The organism is Streptomyces beigongshangae (assembly GCF_019710745.1).
In the GTDB taxonomy this organism is placed as follows: Bacteria; Actinomycetota; Actinomycetes; order Streptomycetales; family Streptomycetaceae; genus Streptomyces; species Streptomyces beigongshangae.
The window spans coordinates 96,038-116,084 of record NZ_JAHKJW010000014.1 but is presented as its reverse complement, the minus strand read 5'-3'; the positions used below and the strand labels follow the sequence as shown (position 1 = coordinate 116,084).

Annotated in this window: 17 protein-coding genes and 2 pseudogenes; 8 read left to right on the top strand and 11 right to left on the bottom strand. The window is 73.0% G+C overall.

The features are described from left to right. Positions 1–5: 5 nt before the first annotated feature. Positions 6–1,152: pseudogene (locus KM933_RS13680) on the bottom strand (sialidase family protein). Between the two features lie 304 nt (positions 1,153–1,456). Here KM933_RS13680 and KM933_RS13675 point away from each other — a divergent pair. Beyond that, positions 1,457–2,728: an MFS transporter gene (locus KM933_RS13675; RefSeq protein ID WP_221351896.1), complete on the top strand. Its 1,272-nt coding sequence runs from the start codon at positions 1,457–1,459 to the stop codon at positions 2,726–2,728. Between the two features lie 103 nt (positions 2,729–2,831). Here KM933_RS13675 and KM933_RS13670 read toward each other — a convergent pair whose 3' ends face one another. Next, complete coding sequence (locus KM933_RS13670) at positions 2,832–3,062, bottom strand: hypothetical protein (RefSeq protein WP_221351768.1); 231 nt, start codon at positions 3,060–3,062, stop codon at positions 2,832–2,834. A 58-nt stretch (positions 3,063–3,120) separates the two neighbouring features. On the opposite strand from KM933_RS13670, the gene map reads away from it, so the two are divergent. Both map and KM933_RS13660 read left to right on the top strand, forming a co-directional pair. Further along, on the top strand, positions 3,121–3,978 hold the full coding sequence (gene map, locus KM933_RS13665) for a type I methionyl aminopeptidase (protein WP_221351766.1): 858 nt from the start codon (positions 3,121–3,123) through the stop codon (positions 3,976–3,978). A 183-nt stretch (positions 3,979–4,161) separates the two neighbouring features. Next, positions 4,162–4,821, top strand: a complete 660-nt coding sequence (locus tag KM933_RS13660) for a biliverdin-producing heme oxygenase (protein WP_221351764.1) — start codon at positions 4,162–4,164, stop codon at positions 4,819–4,821. A gap of 361 nt (positions 4,822–5,182) precedes the next feature. On the opposite strand, the gene KM933_RS13655 is transcribed toward KM933_RS13660, so the two are convergent. Beyond that, the gene (locus KM933_RS13655) at positions 5,183–5,812 is read right to left on the bottom strand and encodes a helix-turn-helix domain-containing protein (protein ID WP_221351761.1); all 630 of its coding nucleotides are present in this window, start codon (positions 5,810–5,812) and stop codon (positions 5,183–5,185) included. Between the two features lie 143 nt (positions 5,813–5,955). Here KM933_RS13655 and KM933_RS13650 point away from each other — a divergent pair, with 143 nt between their 5' ends. Further along, positions 5,956–6,942: an alpha/beta fold hydrolase gene (locus KM933_RS13650; protein ID WP_221351759.1), complete on the top strand. Its 987-nt coding sequence runs from the start codon at positions 5,956–5,958 to the stop codon at positions 6,940–6,942. 96 nt (positions 6,943–7,038) lie between these two features. On the opposite strand, the gene KM933_RS13645 is transcribed toward KM933_RS13650, so the two are convergent. Then, the gene (locus KM933_RS13645; RefSeq protein WP_221351757.1) at positions 7,039–7,683 is read right to left on the bottom strand and encodes a PhzF family phenazine biosynthesis protein; all 645 of its coding nucleotides are present in this window, start codon (positions 7,681–7,683) and stop codon (positions 7,039–7,041) included. 109 nt (positions 7,684–7,792) lie between these two features. After that, positions 7,793–8,392, bottom strand: a pseudogene (locus tag KM933_RS13640) (HtaA domain-containing protein); the annotation flags it as partial. A 152-nt stretch (positions 8,393–8,544) separates the two neighbouring features. Between KM933_RS13640 and KM933_RS13635 the strand changes: the two are divergent. After that, complete coding sequence (locus KM933_RS13635; RefSeq protein WP_221351755.1) at positions 8,545–9,558, top strand: SCO2278 family lipoprotein; 1,014 nt, start codon at positions 8,545–8,547, stop codon at positions 9,556–9,558. Positions 9,559–9,746: 188 nt separating this feature from the next. On the opposite strand, the gene KM933_RS13630 is transcribed toward KM933_RS13635, so the two are convergent. From KM933_RS13630 to KM933_RS13610, 5 genes are all read right to left on the bottom strand, one after another. Beyond that, positions 9,747–10,478: a bifunctional DNA primase/polymerase gene (locus tag KM933_RS13630; RefSeq protein ID WP_221351753.1), complete on the bottom strand. Its 732-nt coding sequence runs from the start codon at positions 10,476–10,478 to the stop codon at positions 9,747–9,749. A 260-nt stretch (positions 10,479–10,738) separates the two neighbouring features. Continuing rightward, a complete protein-coding gene (locus KM933_RS13625; RefSeq protein ID WP_221351751.1) occupies positions 10,739–11,377 on the bottom strand; it encodes a TetR/AcrR family transcriptional regulator in 639 nt (212 codons plus the stop codon). An 80-nt stretch (positions 11,378–11,457) separates the two neighbouring features. After that, on the bottom strand, positions 11,458–12,453 hold the full coding sequence (locus KM933_RS13620) for a small ribosomal subunit Rsm22 family protein (RefSeq protein ID WP_221351749.1): 996 nt from the start codon (positions 12,451–12,453) through the stop codon (positions 11,458–11,460). A 127-nt stretch (positions 12,454–12,580) separates the two neighbouring features. Beyond that, on the bottom strand, positions 12,581–13,789 hold the full coding sequence (locus KM933_RS13615; protein WP_430727309.1) for a serine hydrolase domain-containing protein: 1,209 nt from the start codon (positions 13,787–13,789) through the stop codon (positions 12,581–12,583). Then, positions 13,717–15,093, bottom strand: coding sequence for a Bcr/CflA family multidrug efflux MFS transporter (locus KM933_RS13610; RefSeq protein WP_221351747.1), 1,377 nt, complete (start codon positions 15,091–15,093; stop codon positions 13,717–13,719). The genes KM933_RS13615 and KM933_RS13610 overlap by 73 nt, the downstream gene beginning before the upstream one ends. A 103-nt stretch (positions 15,094–15,196) precedes the next feature. Between KM933_RS13610 and KM933_RS13605 the strand changes: the two genes are divergently transcribed. After that, entirely contained in the window at positions 15,197–16,198 is a 1,002-nt protein-coding gene (locus tag KM933_RS13605) for a Gfo/Idh/MocA family protein (RefSeq protein ID WP_221351745.1), read from the top strand. Between the two features lie 145 nt (positions 16,199–16,343). Here the strand turns inward: KM933_RS13605 and KM933_RS13600 are convergent, their stop codons facing one another. Beyond that, the gene (locus KM933_RS13600) at positions 16,344–17,990 is read right to left on the bottom strand and encodes an alkaline phosphatase D family protein (protein ID WP_221351743.1); all 1,647 of its coding nucleotides are present in this window, start codon (positions 17,988–17,990) and stop codon (positions 16,344–16,346) included. 151 nt (positions 17,991–18,141) lie between these two features. Here KM933_RS13600 and KM933_RS13595 point away from each other — a divergent pair, with 151 nt between their 5' ends. Continuing rightward, positions 18,142–18,951 (top strand): SDR family oxidoreductase, encoded by an 810-nt coding sequence (locus tag KM933_RS13595; RefSeq protein WP_221351742.1) that lies wholly within the window; start codon positions 18,142–18,144, stop codon positions 18,949–18,951. Between the two features lie 463 nt (positions 18,952–19,414). After that, the gene (locus tag KM933_RS13590; RefSeq protein ID WP_221351740.1) at positions 19,415–20,017 is read left to right on the top strand and encodes a DoxX family protein; all 603 of its coding nucleotides are present in this window, start codon (positions 19,415–19,417) and stop codon (positions 20,015–20,017) included. Positions 20,018–20,047 lie beyond the last annotated feature (30 nt).

Below are 20,047 nucleotides of genomic sequence, written 5' to 3'. Positions count from 1 at the left end.
GCCGCTCAGGTGAGGGCGGCCACGGGGACGCGGCGGAAGGTGATCGTCTCGTACGCGCCGAAGTCGCCCGTCTCGTAGAGGAGCCCGAGCGTGTCGTCGTCGGCGCGCACGAGGTCGGAGTACNCCTTCTGTGCACTGTCAGTAGAGGTCATGGGCCGACCTTACGTGCGGGGACCCCGCCCTCACCTGAGCGGCGGGCAGCCCGTCCACGGTGTGCGCCGTCCGCCAGGTGACGCCGTCGTCGGTGCTGGCGCGGACCGTCATCAGGGCGCGGAAGCCGGGGTCGGCGGGCCCCGAGTAGAGGAGCACGTCGGGGTCGCGGAGCTGGAGCACGCTGCCCTCGACGACGGGGCCGGTGAGGCCTGCCTGCGGGCGGAAGGGCTTGTCCAGGGTCCGGCCGCCGTCGGACGAGCAGGCGTCGGCGCGGGTGCCGGGGGCCGCGGAGTCGGTGCGGGTGTTGAAGTAGACGCGTCCGTCGGGGAGTTCGGCGGCGGTGGTCTCGTTCACGTTGACGTAGTTGTCGGGTCTGTCGTCGACGTACCCGATCCTCCAGGTCTCGCCGCGGTCGTCGCTGAGCAGGCAGTGCCCGCCGTTGTACGTGCCCTCGGTGCCGGTGTCGGTGCCGGCCGGGGGCAGGGAGTGGTTGGCGGGGACGAGGACCCGTCCGGTGCCGAGCTGGAGGGCGTGTCCCGGGGTGGTCGCGTACCAGCGCCAGGCCGTCTTCTTCGTCTGCTTGGTGATCTCCCTGGGACTCGACCAGGTGAGCCCGTCGTCGTCGCTGTGGCAGACCCACACGCGGCGCCCGTCGGCGGCGCTCACCTTGCCGCGGCGGATGGCGTCCTCGGTCGCGAGGGCGGCGTTGCGGATGTGGACGAGCAGGATCCTGCCGGTGTCGAGGACGACGGGGGCGGGGTTGCCCGCGAGTGCCTCGCCGTTCCTGGCGGCCACCTGAAGCGGTCCCCAGGTCAGTCCGCCGTCCGTGGACCGCTTCAGCACGATGTCGATGTTGCCGAAGTCGTCGCGGGAGCCGACCCTGCCCTCGCAGAACGCGAGCAGGGTGCCCGCCGCGGTGGCGACGACGGCCGGAATGCGGAAACTGGCGTAACCCTCCTGTCCGGCCCGGAACGGCACGGACACCTCAACTCTGGTCATGGAACCCTCTCCTCGTCGGTCGGGTGAGGGGACACTTTGCCGAGTCCGGGCGAATTCACGGTGAACTTCGTCTGACGAGTCCGGATCCGGTGGCCGGCCGCCGCCCCCTGGTCGAAAAAGCGTTTGTCCGTGGCGGGCCGGCCACGGACCATGTCCCGTCGTGACGAAACCGACCGGACCCGAATCCGATACCGATACCGATACCTCCGACGCCTATGCCTCGGACGCCGACGCCGACGCCTCCGATGCCGATACCGGGACCGGTGGCGGGACCGGCACCGGGACCGGTGGCGGTGGCTCGTGGCTGCGCGCGCTGCTGCCCGATCTCGCGCCGTGGCGGACCTCGCCCGACTTCCGGCGGCTGTGGGTGGCCGGACTCGTCACCACTTTCGGCAGCTTCCTGACGTTCGTCGCGCTGCCGGTGCAGATGAAGGAGCTGACCGGCAGCGCGGTGGCCGTCGGGGCGATCGGTGCCGTGCAACTCCTGCCGCTGATCGTGTTCGGGCTGTACGGCGGGGCGCTCGCCGACGCCCTGGACAAGCGGAAGCTGATCCTGTGGACGGAGGCGGGACAGGGACTCCTCTCGGCCGTGCTGCTGGCCAACGCGCTGCTGCCGGAGCCCTTGGTGTGGCCGCTGTACGCCGTCGCCGCGTTCTCCTCCGCGCTCGTCGCGGTCCAGCGGCCGGCGCTCGACGCGCTGACCCCGCGCATCGTCCGGCACGAGCACCTGCCGGCGGCCGCCGCGCTGAACTCGTTGCGCTGGACGGTCGGCGGGGTCGCCGGACCGGCCGTCGCGGGACTGGTCGTGGCGTACGCGGGGCTCGGCTGGGCCTATGCCGCGGACCTCGCCACCTTCGTGGTCTCCCTCGCCCTGGCCGTGGGGCTCGCCTCGTCGCCCGCCGCGCACGAGGCGGCCAAGCCGTCGCTGCGGGCGATCGCGGAGGGGGCCCGGTACGCGTGGAGCCGCAAGGAGCTGCTGGGTACGTACGCGATCGACCTGGCGGCCATGTTCTTCGCCTTCCCGCTCGCCGTGCTGCCGTTCCTGGCGGACGAGCTGGACGCCGAGTGGTCGCTGGGGCTGATGTACGCGGCCCTGCCGGCCGGGTCGCTGCTGGTGAGCCTCACCAGCGGGTGGACCTCGCGGGTCCACCGGCACGGGCGGGCGGTGGTGCTGGCGGCGGCCTGCTGGGGGGTGGCGATGGTGGCCGCGGGCGCGGTGCGCGACGTGTGGCTGGTGCTGCTGTTCCTGACGCTCGCCGGCTGCTGCGACATGGTCAGCGGGATCTTCCGGGCGGCCATGTGGAACCAGACGATCCCGGACGAGCTGCGGGGGCGGCTGGCGGGGATAGAGCTGCTGTCGTACTCGGTGGGGCCGCAGCTGGGGCAGGTCCGCGCGGGCGGGATGGCCGCGCTCCTCTCGGTGCGGGCGTCCGTGTGGACCGGGGGTGTGATGTGTGTGGCCGCGGTGGGGGCGCTGGCGTTGTGCCTGCCGAAGCTCATGGCGTACGACGTGCGGACGAACGAGCACGCGGTGCGGATGAAGTCCTTGCGGGGAGGGGTGGCCGGGGAGCGTTGAGGGCCGCCGGCCGGTGAGGGCCGGGCGCGCGGTTCCCCGGGCGCCCGGGAGCGCGGGGAACCGTGCGGCCGACCCCCGCCGGTGCGCAGACGGCGGTCGGGCTCTAGTTGTCCTCCGCGGAGCGGGTTGCGGGATCGTGCCACCTGGGGTCCGTCTCCCAGTCGAGGTTGCGTTCGCGGGCGGTGTCCATCGCCCGCTGGGCCTCCGTGCGGGACGCGTAGGGACCGAAGCGGTCCTTCGCGGGGCACTCGGGGCCCTCCTCGACCTTCTTGTGCTCCAGGCAGTAGTACCACTCGCCCGGTTTACCGACCGTACGCTTCTTGAACAGGGCCATGACCAGCTCCTCTCGCCACCGACATGTTCCCCCGTCCGCGCTGGTTAGACTCCCTGGCATGTCTGGCCAGTCGCTGCTCGTTCCAGGGGAGCTCTCCCCCACCCGTTCCGTGCCCGGGAACATCCGCCGCCCCGAGTACGTCGGCAAGCCCGCGCCGACCCCGTACACCGGTCCCGAGGTGCAGACGCCCGAGACGGTCGAGGCGATGCGTGTCGCCGGCCGGATCGCCGCGCGGGCGATGGCGGAGGCCGCGAAGCTCATCGCGCCCGGTGTCACCACGGACGAGCTGGACCGCGTCGCGCACGAGTACATGTGCGACCACGGCGCCTACCCCTCGACGCTCGGTTACCGCGGCTTCCCGAAGTCCCTGTGCACCTCCGTGAACGAGGTCATCTGCCACGGCATCCCGGACTCCACGGTCCTGCGGGACGGCGACATCATCAACCTCGACGTGACGGCGTACATCGGGGGCGTGCACGGCGACAACAACGCCACGTACCTCGTCGGCGACGTGGACGAGGAGTCGCGGCTGCTGGTCGAGCGGACCCGTGAGTCGCTGGAGCGGGCCGTCAAGGCGGTCAAGCCCGGCCGGCAGCTCAACATCATCGGCCGGGTCATCGAGTCGTACGCGAAGCGCTTCGGGTACGGGGTCGTGCGGGACTTCACCGGGCACGGCATCAACTCCTCGTTCCACTCCGGGCTGATCGTCCCGCACTACGACAGTCCGCACGCCACGACCGTGATCCGGCCGGGGATGACGTTCACGATCGAGCCGATGCTGACGCTGGGGACGTACGAGTACGAGATGTGGGACGACGGGTGGACGGTCGTCACGAAGGACCGGCGGCGGACCGCGCAGTTCGAGCACACGCTGGTCGTCACGGACAGCGGGGCCGAGATCCTCACGCTGCCGTAGCCGTTCCCCGGGTTCGTCACACCGCCGTCCGCTCGTCCCGAGCGGACGGCTCCTTCATGTGGAGGCGGGGGAGATTCCGGGTACGGTCTTACCGACAGCGCGTCGGAAACCCATTGACTTAGGTAAGCCTAACCATGGAGGATCGGTTCGGCTCTCGTCTCCCCGTTCGCCCCCGGAGGTCCCATGAACGCGTCGGGCACACCCTTCTCCACGCTCATCCGCACCGCGTCCCACGAACAGCACGTGGAGGCGGAGACCTCGACGTTCATGAGCGACCTGCTCGGCGGCAGGCTCGGGGTGGACGCGTACGCGCGCTACACCGAGCAGCTGTGGTTCGTCTACGCCGCGCTGGAGTCGGCGGCCCCCGAACTGTCCGGCGATCCGGTGGCGGGCCCGTTCGTCCGGCCCGAGCTGATGCGGCTCGCCTCGCTGGAGCGGGACCTCGCGCACCTGCGGGGTGCGGGGTGGCGCGAGGGGCTCGCCGCACTGCCCGCGACGCGGGAGTACGCCGACCGGATCGCCGAGTGCGCCCTGACGTGGCCCGGCGGGTACGTCGCGCACCACTACACGCGCTATCTCGGCGATCTCTCCGGCGGGCAGATCATCCGCGGCAGGGCGGAGAAGACGTGGGGGTTCGCGCGCAAGGGCGACGGGGTGCGGTTCTACGTCTTCGAGGAGATCGGGAACCCGGCGGCGTTCAAGCGGGAGTACCGGGAGCTGCTCGACGGGGTGGCCGCGGACGATCTGGAGAAGCAGCGGATCGTCGCCGAGTGCCGGCGGGCGTTCGCGTTGAACACGGGGGTGTTCCGGGCGTTGGGGGAAGAGTTCCGCATCAGCGCGTGAGCGTTACACCGGGTCGTGCGGGGAGGTTGTGCGGGGAGGGGGGAGGCGGGGGTGGGTGCGGATTCGTTCTCGGGTGCGGACGACTTCCGTTGTGCTCAACCGGCCTGTTCCGGGACGATCGTCCACGCCGGATGGAGGGCCTGCCGGAGTGCCCGGAGTGCCTGGAGTGCCGGCGCGAGGTGCAGCTGGTGCCGATCGGGAAGTCGAGCACCCAGGAGCGCCCGGGTGCGCCTCCAGGGCGTCGGCCGGGCGCACGGCCTCTTCGTCCACGGCGGACAGCGGGCTCTCGGCACGGTCGGTGGGCGGGTGAGCCGAAGCACGGCAGTTGTCACCGACGAGGCACAGGGCTTGTCACAACTGCTCATTCAGCAGCCTTGCTGTCACCAGTCCCGCGACCAGCTGCTGGAGGGGTGTGCGGCCGTAGACGTTCTCCCTGAGGCCCGAACATGATCAGGTACTCGGCCGGTCCGTCGGATCCGGCGTTCGCGACTCCGTGGGGGATGCCGGTGTCGAACTCGACGACGTCCCCGGCAGTCAGGACGAGGTCCTGGCTGCCGAGTGCGAGCCACAACCGCCCGTACAGGACGCACAGCCACTCGTAGCCCTCGTGGGACACCTGTCGGGGCCGCCCAGGCGGCTTCTCGAGGGCAGGCAGGACATGCTTGTGGGCGTGCAGGCCGCCGACGTACCGGGTCAGCGGCACTACCGCCTTGTCGTCGCCGAAGCTGTGCGGCGCCGTGCTGCGGGGCTTGGCCGCAGGGGCGGGGGCGGTGCCGGCCAGCTCGTCGAGGGAGACTTCGTATTCCTTTGCCAGCTGCAGCACCACCTCCAGGGTGGGCTTGCGCCGGCCGGTCTCGGTCCGCGACAGCGTGCTGGGCGAGATGCCGGTCGCGCGGCTGACATCGGTGAGCGTGATGCCACGGCGCTCGCGCACGGCCCGCAGCCGGGGCCCCATCGCCGCCAGCGTCTGGGCCACGTCGTCCTCTGCCACCGTCGCTGTTCCTTTCCGCCGTGCCGTTTCATCATCCTGCCTGCAAGTTTGCCAGGATGGCAACGCTGATCGCGTCGAGTGGCCACCGCGCCGCATGATCGAGGGGTAGCCGCCGACCGTCCGCGAGCCGAGGAGAAGTTCCCATGCAATCCGAGCCGACCGCCATACTTCGCCACCGCACCGTCGAGGCCCCTGCCGGACGCCTGCACCTGGTCGAGCAGGGCACCGGTCCGCTGGTCCTGCTCGTGCACGGCTTTCCCGAGTCCTGGTACTCCTGGCGTCACCAGCTTCCGGCCCTCGCCGCGGCCGGTTACCGGGCAGTGGCGATCGACGTACGCGGCTACGGCCGCTCCTCCGAGCCCGCCGTGACCGATGCCTACCGGATGCTCGACCTGGTGGAGGACAACGTCGCCGTCGTGCGTGCCCTCGGCGAGGAGAACGCGGTGGTCGTCGGCCACGACTGGGGCTCCAATATCGCCGCCGCCTCCGCCCTGCTCCGTCCCGAGGTCTTCCGGGCCGTCGGCCTGCTGAGCGTTCCGTACGCGCCACCCGGCGGCCCCCGTCCCACCGACGTCTTCGGCCAGATCGGCGGCCCCGAGCAGGAGTTCTACGTCTCCTACTTCCAGGAGCCCGGCCGCGCCGAGAGGGAGATCGAGCCCGACGTGCGGGGCTGGCTCGCGGGCTTCTACGCAGCCCTGTCCGCCGACACCATGCCGGCCGAGGGCGAGCCCGACCCGCACTTCGTCGCCCACGGCGGCCAGCTGCGCGACCGTTTCCCCGTCGGCTCCCTCCCGGCCTGGTTGAGCGAGAAGGACCTCGACGTCTATGCCGGCGAGTTCGAGCGCACCGGCCTGACCGGCGCCCTGAACCGCTACCGCAACATGGACCGCGACTGGGAAGACCTCGCCCCCTACCGCGGAGCCCCCGTCGAACAACCCGCCTTGTTCGTCGGCGGTGCACTGGACGCCTCCACCACCTGGATGGCCGACGCCATCGACGCCCACCCCACCACCCTCCCCGCCCTGTCCGCCTCCCACCTCCTGGACGGCTGCGGCCACTGGATCCAGCAGGAACGTCCCGACGAGGTCAACAAGCTGCTGACCGGCTGGCTCGCCTCCATCCAGGGCTGACCCGGGCGGGCTAGCAGGGCAGCCCGGCGGGGCGTTTCGGGCAGACCACCTTCGTCAGGCGGACCATCCGTTTCCCTCGCCCCTCGGGGGCGGGGGTCAGTGTTCCAGGAACACTCTTCCGGCCAGTTCCACCCAGCCCTCCGGTTGGGGGGCCGTGAGGAGTTGGGAGCCCTTGCCCTGGGTGACGTTCAGGGCGCGGCCCAGCAGGGCCGTCAGGTGCAGGGCCGCGGCGCCCGTCGCCTCGTCCTCCTCCGCGCCCTCCCCCCGGCCGGGGAAGCTCCGGGCGCGGACGCGGCCCGCCGCCTCGTCCTCCCACGCCCAGGCGTACCACTCCTCCCCCGGAGGGGGTACGGGCAGTGCGTCGACCTCCGCGGCCGTGGCGTACCGGTGCAGGGTGCGCGGCGCGGCCCACTCCGGGCGGGCCTCGATCCAGGTGAACTCGCCGTCGAGCCGGGTGCCCACCACGCCCGCGGGCGTGACGAGTTCGGGCACGTCCAGCAGCCAGGCCACGCCCACGCAGGGGTAACCGGCGAAGGGCAGCCGCGCGTCGGGGGCGTAGAGGTCGACGACACCGCGCTCGGGGTCGTCCACGAACACGGTGGCGCCGAAGCCGAGTTTGGCGGCGAACGCCTGCCGCTCGTCCCGCCCGGGCAGTACGGAGCCCTCCCGCACGACCCCGAGTTCGTTGCCGTACTCGCCGCGGGGCCCGCAGAAGACCCGCAGCACGTCGTAATCAGTCACGCGGGCATTCAAGCACCATGGCGCCGGTGCTTCCGCACACGTACCCGGCCGCCGGCCCCACCAAGGGCCGGCGGCCGGGTGCGCGCGGCCCGCGGGTCAGATCTGCGGGTCACATCTGGGCGGCGTCCGTGTCCCGGCGGCGGCGTACGGCGAACACCACGCCCGCGCCCGCCGCGACGGCGACCGCGGCGGCCGCTCCGAGCGCGCCGACGGGCACGTCGGAACCGGTGGAGGCGAGACCACCGGTCAGCTCGCCCGTGGTCCCGCCGGTCGTGCCCACGCCGCCGGTCGTACCCGCGCCACCGGTGGTCCCGCCGGTCGTGCCGCCCGTGGTGCCCCCGGTGGTGCCGGTTCCGCCGTCGCCCGGGGTCGGGTCGGCGTCCGGGAGTTCGGCGTCCTCGGTCAGGGCCACCGCGAGGTCGACCGGGTCGAGTTCGGCGCCGGCCTGGTAGAAGCCGCCGAATGCCTCCGCCCCTGCCGTGGTGAGCGTCGCGGTGACGTCGGCGAGGGTGATGACGTCGCCCTCGGCCGTCAGGTCGGCCGACCCCGGCTCCAGCTCGGCGAGGGTCACGTCGCCGGACTTCTCACCGAGGCTGTCCACGTCGGCCGTCAGCGTGCCGGAACCGCCGTCGATCTCCGCCTTCAGGTCGCTGAGGGTGAGGTCGAGACCGCGACTGCCGCCGTCCTCGTGGCCCTTGAAGTTGACCGAGCCCTTGAAACCCGCGCACCGGTGGGGTCGTGGTGGCCCCGGTCAGGGACTCCTGACCGGCCGGTACGTGATCCCGCCGTCCGCGCGCCCGCCGGTCCCGATAGGGTTCGGCTCCGGGAAGGGAAAGGGAAAGGGGAAGGTGAAGGCACCTGATGAGCAGGGATCGTGGCCCTCGTAGGACTCGCAGGACCCGCAGGCTCGGCCGGGGTGCGCTGGCGGCGGTCTCGGTGACCGCGCTGTCGGTGACGGCGAGCGGGTGCGTGGTGGTGCACGGGGAACGGGAGATCCTCCCCGGAGCCACCAGGACCGAGGCCGCGCGCGCCCTGGCGGATTTCACCGACGCCTACAACGAGGCCAACGCCGCCAACGACCCCTCCCTGGACGCGGACCGGGTGACCGGCGCCCTCGGGGACATCGACGGGGCGAAGCTGAAGGCCGGCGGCAGGAACCAGCCGGGCGGCAACCCGGACTACGTACCCCTGAAGCTGACCGACACCCGGTTCACCATTCCCGAGAAGGCGGGCTGGCCGCGCTGGTTCGTCACCGACTCGAAGGCCAACAAGGGCCGTGGCGAGGACCGCTGGCTGCTGGTGTTCACCCGCGGCGACGCGAACGAGGTGTGGCAGGTCTCGTACCTGACGATCGCCTCCGCCGAGGAGATCCCGGAGTTCGAGAAGGACGAGGACGGCTGGGCCCGGCCGGTCGCGGCGGACGCGGCGGACCTGGCGGTGGCGCCGGGGAAGCTCCCCCAGCGCTACGCGGCGTACCTCAAGGACGGCGGCGGCACCTTCGCCGACGGCGCCCACACCAGCAAGTGGCGCTCGGACCGGGCGAAGAACGCGGCCCGCCCCGGTCTGGCCCAGCAGTACATCGACGAACCGCTCACCTCCGGCGACTACGCCCCGGTGGGTCTGCGCACCGCGGACGGCGGCGCGCTCGTCTTCTTCACCACCCGCCATTACCAGAAGCAGACGGCGGCGCGGGGTTACCCGATCGACGTCACCGACGCCGACGTCGAGGCCCTGATGACCGGCGATCCCGAACGGTCCCTCACCCTGGAGTCGATCTCCAACCAGGCGGCCCTGACCCCTCCGCGGTCCGCAACGGACCAGAAGGTCACCTTCCTGAGCAGAATCCAGGGCCTGACCGCCGCGAAAGGCGAGTAGCACACCCGCCCGCGCCCTCCCGGGGAACGGGGAACGGGGAACGGGGAACGGGGCAGTCTTTCGCTTTCCAGCGGCGCGGGGAACGGCGCAATCTTTTAGGGGCGCGGGGAACGGCGCGACCAGCCCTCGGCCACCCGCACCCGCACCCGAGGAGCCCACCCGCGGACCGGGAACCGCCCCCGCCGGAGTCACCCCCGCAACGGCCAGGCCGCAGCCTGCTCCCGCTCTCCCCCCGCGTACCGCGCGCATTCGTCCGTGAGCACTTCGAGCAGCGACAACGGATCCGGCAGGGCGAACTCGGGCCCCCGCACCCACTCCACCACCAGGTCCCCCGGCAACCGTGCCGGCGGCACCAGCACGTAGGACCCCCGGCAGTGCCACCGCAGCCCCGGGTGCTCGTCCATCGTCTCGGGATGGCAGTCCAGCTCGCACGGCCACCACTCGTCCTCGTCCTCGGGCGTACCCCGCGTGGCGGTGAAGAAGAGCATCCGGTCGTTCCCGGACAGGGCGACGGGTCCGACCTCGATCCCGGAGGCCAGCAGCCGGTCCAGCGCCTCCTGGCCCGCCTCCACCGGCACGTCCAGCACGTCGTGCACCATGCCGGTCGCGGTGATGAAGTTGGCCAGCGGCTGGTGCCGGGCCCACCGCTCGATCTGCGACCGGTCGGTCGTGGACTGCGTCTGCCAGGCGAAGGAGACGGGGTGGCGCGCGGGGGTGGGACACCCGACGCGGTCGCAGGAGCACCGGTAGGCGGAGGGATGGGCGGCGGGCGCGAGCGGCAGCCCGGCTCCCGCGGCGGCCAGCAGCAGCTCCTCACGGCTCGCGGAGTCGTCCGCGGCGTCCGGCCGCGGGCGTCTGCCGCGCAGCCACTGGGAGATCCTGCCCTGCCCACCGGAGCGGCGACCCGTCTCTGCGCTCATCGATCCCCTTGTCTGACTCGTGCGGACAGCTCGTGCGGACAGCATGGCCCATGGTCCCGACGACTCATGGTCCCACCATCCTGCGCCCCGTGGGACCGGAGCCCACATCCGGGGTACGCGGGGCGATGCCCGTCCGGAACACCGATCGGCTGCCATCATCCGCTTTGCCGTGATGTGTCCGTCCACGGTGTCACCTTGGTCACACGCCGGGTGGTCGCACGCCGGTCGGTCACGTGCCGGCCGGTCACGTGCCGGTCGGGTCAGCGGGGGGCGATGCCGTGGAGGGCGTACTCGACGAGCCTGTCCGCGTAGGTGTGGTCGAGCGGTCCGGTGCGTTGCAGCCAGCGCTGGGCGAGGGGCGAGACGAACAGGTCGCGTGCGATGTACGGGTCCACCTCCGCGCGCACCTGGCCCGCGTCCTGGGCGGCGCGCAGGCGCTTCACGTACAGCTCCAGGGACGGCATGAGCAGCGTGGCGACGAACTCCTCGGCGAAGGCGGGGTTGCCCACGCCCTCGGCGGCGAGCGCGCGGGCCGGGGCCTCGTAGCGGGGGTCGTTGAGCTCGTCGACGGTGGCCCGCAGCACCGCCTTGAGATCGGCCTCCAGGTCACCGGTGTCGGGGATGCCGTCCCCGCCGGCCCCGTCTCCGTGGGCCGCGTCCCCGTCGGCCGCGCCCCCGGCCGCCTCCGCCGCCTGGGCGCTCAGGTCGACGAATGCCTCCATGAGGACCTCGGCCTTCGACGACCACCAGCGGTAGATCGTCTGCTTGCCGACGCCGGCGCGGGCCGCGATGCCCTCGATGGTCGTCTTCGGGTAGCCGACCTCGCCCACGAGGGCGAGGGCGGCGTCGTAGATCGCGCGGCGGGACTTCGCGCTGCGGCGGGTGGAGTCGGGAGCCATGCGCCGACGCTATCAGGCCGACAAGACGATACGTCTCGCCGGACGGAGGGCGGCGCCTGCTCCGGGGGCGGGGGCGGCGCCTACTCCGAGGGCGGGGGCGGAGGCCACGCGTCACCCCAGGACGCGTCCCGGGCCGCCCGGTACAGGGCCCCGTGCCGCTTGGTCACCGTCGAGCGGTCCAGCCGCTCCCCCGTCCCGCACAGGTCGAGGAGCACCTGCCCCTTGCGGATCTGCGGCCGCCGTACGACCCGCGACGCCACCGGCGCGACCGGGAACCGCGTCGCCGCGACGTAGCTGAACTTCTCGTCCTCGTACGCCAGTGAACCCCCCTTGACCTGCCGGTGCAGGGAGGAGCGGCTCACCCTCGCCGAGAAGTGGCACCAGTCCTCGCCGGGGACGAGGGGGCAGGCGGCGCTGTGCGGACAGGGCGCGGCGACGTGGAAGCCGGCGCCGATGAGCCGGTCGCGGGCGCCGATGACGCGGGCGTACCCGTCGGGCGTACCGGGTTCGACGATCACGACCGTCCGTGCGGCGGCAGCGGCGGCGTCCACGACCGCGGCACGGTCCGCCCCGGTCAGCTCGCCGAGCACGTACGACACGGTGACGAGATCGGTGCTGCCGAGGGTGAGTTCCGCCCCGAAACGGGAGCGCCGCCACTCGGTGGACTCCAGCAGCGGGTTGGCCGCGGCCAGTTCGCGGCCGAGGGCGAGCGCGGGGTCGGCCCAGTCGAGGACGGTCACCGGCCGCTTCCCGGGCCAGGTGGCGTTCACGGCCCAGGTCGCCGCGCCCGTGCCGCCGCCCACGTCGACGTGGCTGTCCGGCACCCACTGCGGCACGACGTCCGCGAAGGCGTCCAGCGCGGCCCGTACGGCCTCGAAGGTGGCGGGCATCCGGTAGGCGGCGTACGCGGCCACGTCCGCGCGGTCGCGCAGGATCGGCGCGTCGGTCGGGGTGGTCCCCCGGTAGGTGGCGATCAGCCGGTCGACGGCCTGCGCGGCCGCCTTCGGCGGCAGTCCGTCGAGCAGCCCCGCGAGGGCCGCGCGCAGGGTCTCGGCTGGGGAAACGGGGGAGGTCACGCGGGAAGTCTACGAGGGCGGCGGACCCGCGGTGCCGCGCGGCGGCCTCCGGGGGAAGCCTCTGCGACGGCCTCCGGGGGGAGGTCCCGCGGCGCGGCGCCCCCGTCCACCACCGCGCTCCGCCTCCTCACGCCCTCCGGACCGCGCGGACCGCCCGGGCCAGCCGGGTGGCCGCCGCCGCCCGCGGGACGCTGTCCGGGGGGCGGCGGCGCGGGTGGACCGTGTTCGCCAGCAGCACCAGGAACGTGTCCGTCGACGGGTCCAGCACCAGCGACGTACCCGTGAAGCCCGTGTGGCCCGCGGCCCCGCCGCCGGCGAGGGCGCCCATGAACCACGGCCGGTCCAGGGCGAAGCCGAGGCCGGGCGGGGAGAGGAGGAGCGCGACGTGGTCGGGGCCGAGGATGCGGGCGGTGCCGTACGAACCGCCCGCCAGCAGGGTGCGGCAGAAGACCGCCAGGTCGCCGGCCGTGGAGAAGAGGCCCGCGTGGCCGGCGACCCCGCCGAGCGCCCACGCGTTCTCGTCGTGGACCGTGCCCCGCAGCATCCCCCGGTCCGCCTTGGCCCAGGGCCGTCGCTGGTCCTCCGTGGCGGCCGCGTCCGGGCAGGGCCCGAAGCCGGTGGCGGTCATGCCGAGCGGCCGGGTGATGCCGTCCCGGACCAGGACGTCCAGCGGGCGCCGGGTGATCCGTTCGAGGACCTGCTGGAGGAGGAGCATGTTGAGGTCCGAGTAGCCGTACGCCCGGCCCGGCGCCGTCACCGGTTTCCCGGCCCGCAGGAGCGCGAACCGCGCCCGGTCGTCGGGGCAGTCGTACAGCGGGAGCTCGGGCGGCAGCCCGGAGGTGTGGGTGAGCAGGTGCCGCACGGTGATGCCGTGCTCGGCGGCGGTGAAGCCCGGCAGGTACGCCCCCACCCGCGCGTCGATGCCCAGCGTGCCGCGCTCCAGCTGCTGGACGGCCGCGACGCTCGTGAAGAGCTTCGTGAGGGACGCCAGGTCGAAGGGCGTGCGCGTCGTCGCCGGCACCCGTTCGCCGCGCGGCAGTTCCACCCCCGTGTCCGTCTCCTCGTCGTAGGCGCGGTAGCGCACCGCCCAGCCCGCCGCCTCCTCGACGGCGATCACGGGTCCGCGCCCGGCGACCAGGACGGCGCCCGCGGCCCAGGGCTGGTCCCCGTCGGTGAGCCGGCGGAACTCCCGTACGAGGCAGTCGAGTTCCCCGGGATCGAGTCCGGCACGCTCCGGCGTGCCGGGGCGCAGTCTCGGTGCGCTCAGCTCCCCGCTCCCTTCGCCTCCGTCAACGCGTCCGTCAACACGTCCGCCTGATTCCGCCAGGGACGGCACAGTGCCGTGAAGCAGCCGGCGGCCACCAGTGAACACACGAGCTGGACGACGGCCATCGGGACGGCGGTGTGCTCCCCCGCGACACCCACCAGGGGGGTGGCGATCGCGCCGACGAGGAAGGAGGAGGTGCCGAGCAGGGCGGAGGCGGACCCCGCGGAGTGCCGGGTGCGCATGAGGGCGAGCGCGTTGGTGTTGGGCATGCACAGGCTCATCGCCGACATGAGGACGAACAGCCCGACGGCGATCGGCACCAGGCCCACCTCGCCGAACGCCCCCGCGGACATCAGGAGCAGCGCGGCCGACGCGAGGGTGATGACCGCGAGGCCGACCGCGAGCACCTTGTCCAGGCTGACCCGGCCGACGAGGACCTTGCCGTTGATCTGGCCGACGATCACCAGGCCGACGGAGTTGACGCCGAAGAGGATGCTGTACGTCTGCGGGGAGGCGCCGTAGATCTCCTGGATCACGAACGGCGAGGCGGAGATGTACGCGAAGAGCGCCGCGAACGCGAAGCCGCCCGCCAGCATGTAGCCGGTGAAGACGCGGTCGGCGAGCAGTCCGCGCATGGTGCGCAGGGCTTCGAGGGTGCCGCCGTCGTGCCGCCGCGCGGGCGGGAGCGTCTCGGGCAGGAACCGCCAGACGACGGCGGTCAGCACGATCCCGATGACGGTCAGGACGTGGAAGACGCCCCGCCAGTCGGTGATCCGCAGCACCTGCCCGCCGATGAGCGGAGCGACGATCGGCGCGACCCCGGAGATCAGCATGAGCGTGGAGAAGAACCGCGCCATGGCCACGCCGTCGTACAGGTCGCGGACGACGGCCCGTGCGATGACGATCCCGGCGGCGCCCGCGAGCCCCTGGAGCAGCCGGAAGGCGACGAGGAGCTCGATCGTGGGCGCGACGGCGCAGACCGCGGTGGCGAGGATGTAGACGAGCAGCCCGGCGATCAGCGGCCGGCGGCGGCCCCACCTGTCGCTCATCGGCCCGACGACCAGCTGCCCGAGCGCCATGCCGGCGAGGCACGCGGTCAGCGTCAGCTGCACGGTGGCCGCGGACGCGTGCAGCGCGTCGGTGACCTCCGGGAGCGCCGGGAGGTACATGTCCATGGACAGCGGCGGTACGGCGGTCAGCCCGCCCAGGATGAGCGTGACCAGGAGGCCGACGGAGCGGCGGGTCCCCGCGGGTGGCACCGGTGGTACCTGAGACAGCGGTACCTGCGATACCGGTGACACCGGTGGTATCGGCGCCGCCGCGGCGGCGATCGCGCCGTCCTGTTGCCGCACGGTGCGGCCACGCTCGGGCATGTGCCCCTCCCTGTTCCTGGAATCCGCCACCTATGCTCTCAGCTCGTACAGGTGATCCCGTACAGGCGGTCGAAGGCACGGAACACGGAACGAGGGATTCGGGATGGCTGAGGAACGTGTGCGGTGGGGCGTGCTGGCGACCGGTGGGATCGCTGCGGCGTTCACCGCGGATCTGATCGATCTGCCGGACGCCGAGGTGGTGGCGGTGGCGTCGCGCACCGCGGAGTCGGCGAAGGGGTTCGCGGAGCGGTTCGGGATTCCGCGGGCGTACGGCGACTGGGAGTCCCTCGCGGCGGACGAGGACGTGGACGTCGTGTACGTGGCGACTCCGCACTCGGCGCACCGGGCGGCGGCCGGGCTCTGCCTGGAGGCGGGGCGCAACGTGCTGTGCGAGAAGGCGTTCACGCTGAACGCGCGCGAGGCCGGGGAACTGGTCGGCCTCGCGAGGGAGCGCGGGAGCTTCCTGATGGAGGCCATGTGGATGTACTGCAACCCGCTGACCCGGCAGCTCAAGGAACTGGTCGAGGACGGGGCGATCGGCGAGGTCCGCACGGTCCAGGCCGACTTCGGCCTCTCCGGGCCGTTCCCTCCCACCCACCGGCTGCGCGATCCGGCGCAGGGCGGCGGGGCGCTCCTCGACCTGGGCGTCTACCCGGTGTCGTTCGCCCAGCTGCTGCTCGGTGAGCCCGCCGGCGTGACGGCGACGGCGGTGCTCTCCGAGGAGGGCGTCGACCTCCAGACGGGCATGCTGCTCTCCTACGGGGGCGGCGCCCTCGCCTCGCTGCACTGCTCGCTGGTGGGCGGCACGCCGACCGGCGCCTCGGTCACCGGCTCCGAGGGCCGCATCGACATCCCGCACGGCTTCTTCCACTCGGACAGCTTCGTCCTGCACCGCGACGGCCGCGATCCGCAGGAGTACACCACCAGCCCGGAGGACGGCACCCGGGCGGGCCTGCGGCACGAGGCCGTCGAGGTGATGCGCTGCCTCCGGGCCGGCGAGACGGAGTCCCCCCTGGTCCCCCTGGACGGCACGCTGGCGGTCATGCGCACGCTCGACGCGGTACGGGCCCAGGTGGGCGTCGCCTACCCCCAGGAAACTGCCTGACCCCACAGGCCCGGGTGGTCCCCAGGGGTCTTTCGGGGGCGCGGGGAACTGCGCGACCGGCCACGACGGCGCCGCACCCGACGACGCCCCCGCGCCCCCACGTCACCACCCGGGCGGAGCCCCGCACCGCAGCCCGGGCGGAGCCCTACGCCGGCTTCAGCCCCTGATCCCCCACCTCCGTCACGAACGACGCCGCGGTCGTGATCGCGGCCCCGGGCGTGGTCACGGCGGTCACCGTCTTGTAGTCCGCCCGCGCCGCCTCCCGCCCGAGCCGCACCGTCGTGTAGCCGCGCCGCCCGTCGTAGAACTTCAGATGCGGGTTGGCCCGCATGTACGTGTCCCAGTTCGCGGGCCGCTCCACCCCGTCCCGCCCGCTGGTGATGGACGTCGTCACGATCTCCGTACCGAGCGTCCGGGACCCGGGGTCGTCGAAGTCGTCCTTGATGTCGAAGGCGTACGCGACGTGGACGTCCCCGGTGAGCACCATCAGGTTGTCGACACCGGCCGACTTCGCCCCGGCCAGCACCCTCCCCCGCGAGGCCCGGTAGCCGTCCCACGCGTCCATCGACACCCTGGAGGCCGCGGCCAGGTCGAACTTCCGCTGGGAGAAGATGACCTGCTGCGGGACGACGTTCCACAGCGCCCGCGACGCACGCCAGCCGTCGATCAGCCACCGCTCCTGCCGCGCCCCGGTGATGGTGCGCGCCGGGTCGTCCGTCTCGGGGCCCGGGATGTCCGCCCCGTCGCCGTACGCCTGGTCCGAGCGGTACTGCCGGGTGTCGAGGATGTCGAACTGCGCGAGCCGGCCCCAGTGCAGCCGGCGGTACAGCCGCATCTCGTCGTCCTCGGGCCGCTGCGGGCGGCGCAGCGGCAGGTTCTCCCAGTACGCCCGGTACCCGGCGGCGCGCCGCAGCAGGAACTCCTCCGGCGGTACGTCGTTCTCGGGGATGCCGGCCGCGTAGTTGTTCTCCACCTCGTGGTCGTCCCAGGTGACCACGAAGGGGTGCGCGGCGTGCACGGCCCGCAGGTCGGGGTCGGTCTTGTAGAGGGCGTACCGCAGGCGGTAGTCCTCCAGCGTGACGGTCTCCCGGTTGAAGAGGTCGGGCAGCACGCGGTCGGTGTAGTTGCGGGCACCGCCCGCGGAGTTGACCGCGTACTCGTAGAGGTAGTCGCCGACGTGGAAGACCACGTCGACGTCGTCCTCGGCGAGATGGCCGTACGCCGTGAAGTACCCCTCGTGGTACGCCTGGCAGGACACCGCGGCCAGCTTCAGCTCGTCGACGCGCGCGCGGGACGACGGCGCGGTGCGCGTACGGCCGGTCTCGCTGACCCAGCTCCCGGCCCGGAAGCGGTAGTAGAAGACCCGGTCGGGGTCGAGGTGCCCGACCTCGACGTGCACGGAGTGGTGGAACTCGGGGTGGGCGATGGCCGCCCCCCGTCTGACGACGTGCCGGAACCGCTCGTCGCGGGCCAGCTCCCACCGTACGACGACGCGTTCCGGCGGCAGTCCGGAGTCGGCCTGGTACGGGGCGGGGGCGAGCCGGGTCCACAGCAGCACGGAGGTGGCCTGCGGGTCGCCGGAGGCGACACCGAGGGTGAAGGGGTCGTCGGTGATCCTCGCCGCGTCGAGCTCGGCGGCGCCCGCCGCACCCGCGGTCGGCAGGTTGGTGGCGAACGCGAGCGCGGCGGCCGCGGCGGTGACGGTGAAGAGGCGGCGGCGTCCGAGGCGACGGGCGGCGGCCCGGAGTTCGGGGGCGTGCTGCGACGGTTGCTGGTGGCCTGCGGGTGTCATCTGGCCCTCCCCTGACAGTTGTTGTGCAAGGCATTGGAGTGGCCAGGGTCGACGGTGGGATGTCGGGTGCACAACAGTCGGATGTCGGACGGATGAGTTCCATATGGCGGGATGGCGGACCGTCGACCCCCCTCCCGTACGCTGCGGGGCCATGGACACCGAGCGGACGAGGGTCGCGGTCGTGACAGGAGCGGGTTCGGGGATCGGCCGTGCCGTGGCCGTGGAACTGGTGCGCACCGGCTGGTCGGTGGCGCTCGCCGGGCGCCGCGCGGAGCGGCTGGAGGAGACGGCGGCGCTCGCGCGGGCGTCCCTCACCGGGGAGCCCCCGGGGAGGGACGGGGAGCCGGACGTGGAGGACGGCACGTCGTTGTGCGTGCGTACCGACGTCGCGCGGCCCGCGGACGTGGCCGCGCTCTTCGCCGCCGTGCGGGACCGCTTCGGCCGGCTGGACCTGCTCTTCAACAACGCCGGCACGTTCGGCCCCGGAGGCGTGCCGTTCGAGGAACTGCCGTACGACGCCTGGCGGCACGTGGTCGGCACGAACCTCCACGGCACGTTCCTGTGCGCCCAGGCCGCCTACCGGCAGATGAAGGAGCAGGACCCGCAGGGCGGGCGGATCATCAACAATGGCTCGATCTCGGCGCACACGCCCCGGCCGCACTCGGCGGCGTACACGGCCACCAAGCACGCGCTGACCGGCCTCACGAAGTCGCTGTCGCTGGACGGGCGCCCGTACCGGATCGCCTGCGGGCAGATCGACGTGGGGAACGCGGCGACGGACATGACCGAGCGGATGGCGACGGGAGCACTCCAGGCGAACGGGGAGACGGCGCCCGAGCCCGTGATGGACGTCGCGGACGTGGCGCGGACCGTGCGGCACATGGCGGAGTTGCCGCTGGAGGCGAACGTGCAGTTCGCGACGGTGCTCGCCAGCGGGATGCCGTACGTGGGGCGGGGGTAGTCCGGCCCGCGCCGGGGCAGGGCCGCGGCTTCAGGATCTACACAAGAGGAAGAGGTCGATCCGGTTCATTACCGGTGCAGGTCGGCCTATGCTCGACTCTCCTCCACCAGGACTTCACACGGGGAACACCGGCCTGCCGTGCCACCCCGGGGGACTTCTGCGCCACATCCAGGGGGAGGCGGCGGCCGTTCCCGGCGCACGGGCGGGGGGACCTCGCGGAGACCGCGGGACGACGGCCCGGTGCGTGGAACGGCCGCCGCCCGAACAGTCCGCCCCCTCTCGTCCGACTCGCTCCTCTCACCCGAACCCACTCCTCACTCACTCACTCCTCTCACCCGAACGGCGGCGCGAGCCAGGGCTCCGGCGGCCGTTCGGTGCGACGGTGGGCAGGCCCGTACGCGCCAGAAGGGACCGTACGGGCAGGAACCGCACAGGTGCGGACACACGAGGAGTGACGGGAACCGTGACCTCTTTCGACCGACGTGATCTGGGACTGCTGCTGCTCCGCCTCGGCACGGGCGGGGTGCTGGCGGCGCACGGGGCGCAGAAGCTCTTCGGCTGGTTCGGCGGCGGCGGGCTCTCCGGGACCGGCGAGTTCATGGAGTCCGTGGGGTACGCGCCCGGCCGGGCGAGCGCGGCCGCGGCGGGTCTGGCGGAGACGGGCGGCGGCACGCTCCTCGCGCTGGGCCTCGCCACCCCGGCGGCCGGAGCGGCCGCGGCCGGAGCGATGGCGGGAGCCTCCGCGGTCCACGCGCCGAACGGCTTCTTCGCCCAGAGCGGCGGCTACGAGCACGCGGCTTTCCTGGGCCTCACGGCGGCGGGTCTGGCCGTCGCGGGCCCCGGTCGGCTCTCCCTCGACCACGCCCTTGGCCACACGGCCGACCGGGGCTGGATGGTGCCGGTCGCCCTCGCCGGAACGGCCGCGGCGACCCTGGCGGTGCTGTGCGCGCGGTACGCACGGGTACGGCGCCCGCAGGAGGACGCGCAGGGAGGTGCGCGGGGGGACGCGTCGGAGGGCACGCAGGAGGAGTTCGCCGACGAGGTGGGCCCGGCCTACGACGCGTAGGCCACGGCAGTCCGGACGCCCTGGGCGACG